Origin of the sequence: Metabacillus mangrovi (genome assembly GCF_009711125.1) — a bacterium.
Taxonomy (GTDB): Bacteria; Bacillota; Bacilli; order Bacillales; family Bacillaceae; genus Metabacillus_B; species Metabacillus_B mangrovi.
The window spans coordinates 1-376 of record NZ_WMIB01000058.1 but is presented as its reverse complement, the minus strand read 5'-3'; the positions used below and the strand labels follow the sequence as shown (position 1 = coordinate 376).

Here is a 376-nt window from a genome sequence, read left to right as displayed (position 1 = left end):
GAAGAAAAATCGTAAGGTCATTTCTTACTCGTGTGAATGAATGACATTCATTTCGTTATCCAGTTTTCAAAGAACAAATCGTTTCGTTGGTGGAGCCTAGCGGGATCGAACCGCTGACCTCCTGCGTGCAAGGCAGGCGCTCTCCCAGCTGAGCTAAGGCCCCGTTATAAAGAATGAAAGATGGTGGGCCTAAATGGACTCGAACCATCGACCTCACGCTTATCAGGCGTGCGCTCTAACCAGCTGAGCTATAGGCCCATCTTTTAAGAGAAAAAAATTCCCTCAAAACTAAACAAAACTCGAAGCGCCGTTAATTCTCTATTGTAAAAATCCTTAGAAAGGAGGTGATCCAGCCGCACCTTCCGATACGGCTACC

The 376-nt window shown here is 46.5% G+C and carries 2 tRNA genes; both read right to left on the bottom strand.

The window, feature by feature from the left end:
• Positions 1-87: 87 nt before the first annotated feature.
• Positions 88-163 (bottom strand) — tRNA-Ala (locus tag GKZ89_RS20840).
• Positions 164-181: 18 nt separating this feature from the next.
• Positions 182-258 (bottom strand) — tRNA-Ile (locus GKZ89_RS20835).
• Positions 259-376: the final 118 nt, after the last annotated feature.